Here is a 2,834-nt window from a genome sequence, read left to right on the forward strand (position 1 = left end):
TCTGCATCGGGTGCTGTGCCAACAATCCCGATAACGGCAGACTGAACCGCGCGAAGGGGGCGGGTGCCGTCGTCAACTTCAACGACTTCAACACCGTGTAGAAAACCTGTTGCCATACTTTATGCTCCTTTAAAATATTGGCTAATGAAATGAATGGGAAAAAATAAGGGGATGATTGCTGTATTTGTTAGACTGGCATTATGATAAAAAATTATCGAAAGTTGCTTGACATTATTTCTACAATGTGTATTTTCGAATCAGGTGCTTGAAAAACACCTTAAATACCAAGCGGACAAGCTACCGAGATAGTTTATTTTCCGCACATTAAAGGCTTTGACTCATTGTATGTTACACGCATATAATGATATTGTCGGGTGTGGTTACGCTATACAATACTCTTTACGAGAAAAGCGTAACGACGGACTTGGTACCGTGTTTTTCAGCGCCCGGCACTTTGTTAAAAGTGTCAATGAAAAACGTCTATTACCAAGGAGTTCATTATGAACACACTTATAGAAATATCAGAACAGGTTATTGATCAGGAAACTGTTCAAACTGTTAATGCGCGTGAGTTGCACGCATTTTTGGAAATTACATCAAAGTTTGCAGACTGGATTAAAAATCGCATTAAAGAATGTAAATTTCTGGAAAATATAAACTTTATAACGCTTTCTAAAAATTTAGAAAACGGTGGAAAGGTAAAAGAATACCACTTACATTAGACATGGCTAAACATCTTTCGATGATAGAGCGTAATGACAAAGGACATGAAGCACGTCAATACTTTATCAAATGTGAACGGCTTTTGAAACAAGTAGCAACACCGCAAGTCGACTACTCCAAACCGGAAGCATTGCTTGGTGTTTTGAATCACTTACAAAGCCAAATCGAACAGAAAGATCATGTTATCGCTGAATTAGCACCAAAAGCAAAAGCTTTGGAAGGTTTAAAACGCTCTGATGGTTTGTTCGGTCTTATTGAAGCAGCAAAGATGTTAGAGGTGCGACCAAAGGACTTAACCGATTATTTGCGTAAACATGACTGGGTATATCGACGGGCTCCAGGGGCGCCTCTGTTACCTTATCAGGACAAAATAAAGAAAGGATTCATGGATTGTCCCGCTATTACCATTCAAAGACCGGACGGAACAGAAAAGGTGCTGCCTTCAACAAAAATCACATCCAGAGGATTAGCTTGTTTGATAGAACAAATCCATGGAGGTGTACAATGAACACCAGTATCGACTTTTTATGTGATTTATGGATGGCTTTGTTTCAATTTTCTGATCGTGATGATGTCGAAGATAAGGCTTTTAATGCTCTGATTGAAACCATGGATGCAATAGAAAAAGCTTTGATTTTAAAACTTCAAGATGAATCACCAAATGCACTCAGAGTTCTGGCAATGATTACAAATTTTGGATCTTTAAAACCTCCTTCTATTATGGAGCCTTTGTTGAAAGCTTACGAGCCGAGTTTGAAAAATTCTGTTAAGAAAGCTGCTTAATTTAAAAACATGATTTATCTCCTCGTCTTTTAGGCGGGGAGGTGGTTAATACCGTAAAATATCTTTACATAATACATATTGTACGTATAATACGTATTATACATTAAAGATAGGATGTGCATATGAAAAAATATAGTTTTACAGATGTAAACCGCGGGGCAGGCGATATTTTAGACGAGGCTATGTCTACACCTGTAGCTTTGACAAAGCGAGGGCGTGAAAAAATCATTATGCTTCCTGTTGATTTATATCATGAATTAATAAAAGCGCGTTCTGGTGCACAATCTTTTGTTTATGCAGATGCACCTCAAAATATATTAGATGATTTAGATCGTGGTTTAGATGACATTTTGAATAGTGATGAACATGTTTAAAGCAGGGGATGTTGTTCAATATTATTATTTATCCAGTATTCCATAAAACATTATCCCTTGAGAGTGAGGAAGAGATCAAACAGCGTGAAGTGTTGGAACTTTGCTAACATTTGTTTCACGTTCAGCATGCCAAGCGTCATAATTAGCTTGCATACGTAACCATATAGCAGCTCCATCACCAAACATTTTGCCAAGACAAGCGGAAATAGAAGGAGAAACAGGTTTTTTTGCGTTCAGAATATCGTAGAGATGTTGGCGTGATATACCAAGCATCTGCGCAATTTCTGATTTTGTTTTGCCTGTTTCAGGAATAATTTCTGCTAAAACTTCTCCTGGATGAGTAGGACAACGGTTTTTATCTCTTTGTGCAGGAATGTCATTCATAACTGTATCCTTAGTGATATTGTTCAAGATCAACACGGTAAGCATTACATGAGTCAAATTCAAAGGTAATACACCATGGTCCGTTAACGTGGACAGTGTAACGAATGGGTGAATATCCAATCAAAGAATGAAAGTTGAATCCTGGAAGATTCATATCTTCTGGTCTTTCAGAAATATCTAAACGATCAAGACGAACCATGATACGTTTTACAAGTTTCTTATCAATCTTGGATGAATTTCCCGTTTTGAATAATTCTGCCAATGTTTTGCTTTTAAACGTTTTAATCATTCTTTTATATAGCGTAAAATACTGTTAATGTCAACAAATAGCTTACATTATAAGTGCTAAAATGCAAAAAATAGTAACATCCCATTAGAAACCCTTATCGTCTAGACTTGTTTTTCTTTTCTCCACCTCATGCGTAAAGAGAAGAATAAGTGCATGGAGGGGATAAATTTGCACGTTAACATCAAGGATTTTACGACCATACCGACGGCTGTCTGATCAAATATTGCTAAAAACTTAGATCCCTTGCCATTCTTAATAAAGTGAATACGAAGTTTAAATTC

4 protein-coding genes and 1 pseudogene are annotated in these 2,834 nt (G+C 37.1%); 3 read left to right on the forward strand and 2 right to left on the reverse strand.

From position 1 onward, the window contains the following. Nucleotides 1–500: 500 nt before the first annotated feature. The 3 genes and pseudogenes from ACFINX_RS09585 to ACFINX_RS09595 all read left to right on the forward strand — a co-directional run bounded on the left by ACFINX_RS09585 (nucleotide 501) and on the right by ACFINX_RS09595 (nucleotide 1,880). Nucleotides 501–1,231: pseudogene (locus tag ACFINX_RS09585) on the forward strand (antA/AntB antirepressor family protein). Beyond that, nucleotides 1,228–1,506, forward strand: coding sequence for a hypothetical protein (locus tag ACFINX_RS09590; RefSeq protein WP_375638183.1), 279 nt, complete (start codon nucleotides 1,228–1,230; stop codon nucleotides 1,504–1,506). The pseudogene ACFINX_RS09585 and the gene ACFINX_RS09590 overlap by 4 nt, the downstream one beginning before the upstream one ends. A 122-nt stretch (nucleotides 1,507–1,628) precedes the next feature. Beyond that, nucleotides 1,629–1,880 carry a type II toxin-antitoxin system prevent-host-death family antitoxin gene (locus ACFINX_RS09595; RefSeq protein WP_375628617.1) on the forward strand — a complete coding sequence of 84 codons (252 nt, stop codon included), beginning with the start codon at nucleotides 1,629–1,631 and terminating at the stop codon, nucleotides 1,878–1,880. Nucleotides 1,881–1,955: 75 nt separating this feature from the next. Here ACFINX_RS09595 and ACFINX_RS09600 read toward each other — a convergent pair whose 3' ends face one another. Continuing rightward, nucleotides 1,956–2,264, reverse strand: coding sequence for a HigA family addiction module antitoxin (locus ACFINX_RS09600; protein ID WP_375638182.1), 309 nt, complete (start codon nucleotides 2,262–2,264; stop codon nucleotides 1,956–1,958). Nucleotides 2,265–2,274: 10 nt separating this feature from the next. Beyond that, complete coding sequence (locus tag ACFINX_RS09605) at nucleotides 2,275–2,553, reverse strand: type II toxin-antitoxin system RelE/ParE family toxin (protein WP_375668753.1); 279 nt, start codon at nucleotides 2,551–2,553, stop codon at nucleotides 2,275–2,277. Nucleotides 2,554–2,834: the final 281 nt, after the last annotated feature.

Source organism: Bartonella sp. AP36NXGY, from assembly GCF_042195865.1.
Classification (GTDB): domain Bacteria; phylum Pseudomonadota; class Alphaproteobacteria; order Rhizobiales; family Rhizobiaceae; genus Bartonella.

Coding starts and splice junctions, on each gene's coding strand:
- ACFINX_RS09590 (WP_375638183.1), top strand. CDS start 1,228: ATGAACACCAGTATCGACTTTTTATGTGATTTATGGATGGCTTTGTTT.
- ACFINX_RS09595 (WP_375628617.1), top strand. CDS start 1,629: ATGAAAAAATATAGTTTTACAGATGTAAACCGCGGGGCAGGCGATATT.
- ACFINX_RS09600 (WP_375638182.1), bottom strand. CDS start 2,264: ATGAATGACATTCCTGCACAAAGAGATAAAAACCGTTGTCCTACTCAT.
- ACFINX_RS09605 (WP_375668753.1), bottom strand. CDS start 2,553: ATGATTAAAACGTTTAAAAGCAAAACATTGGCAGAATTATTCAAAACG.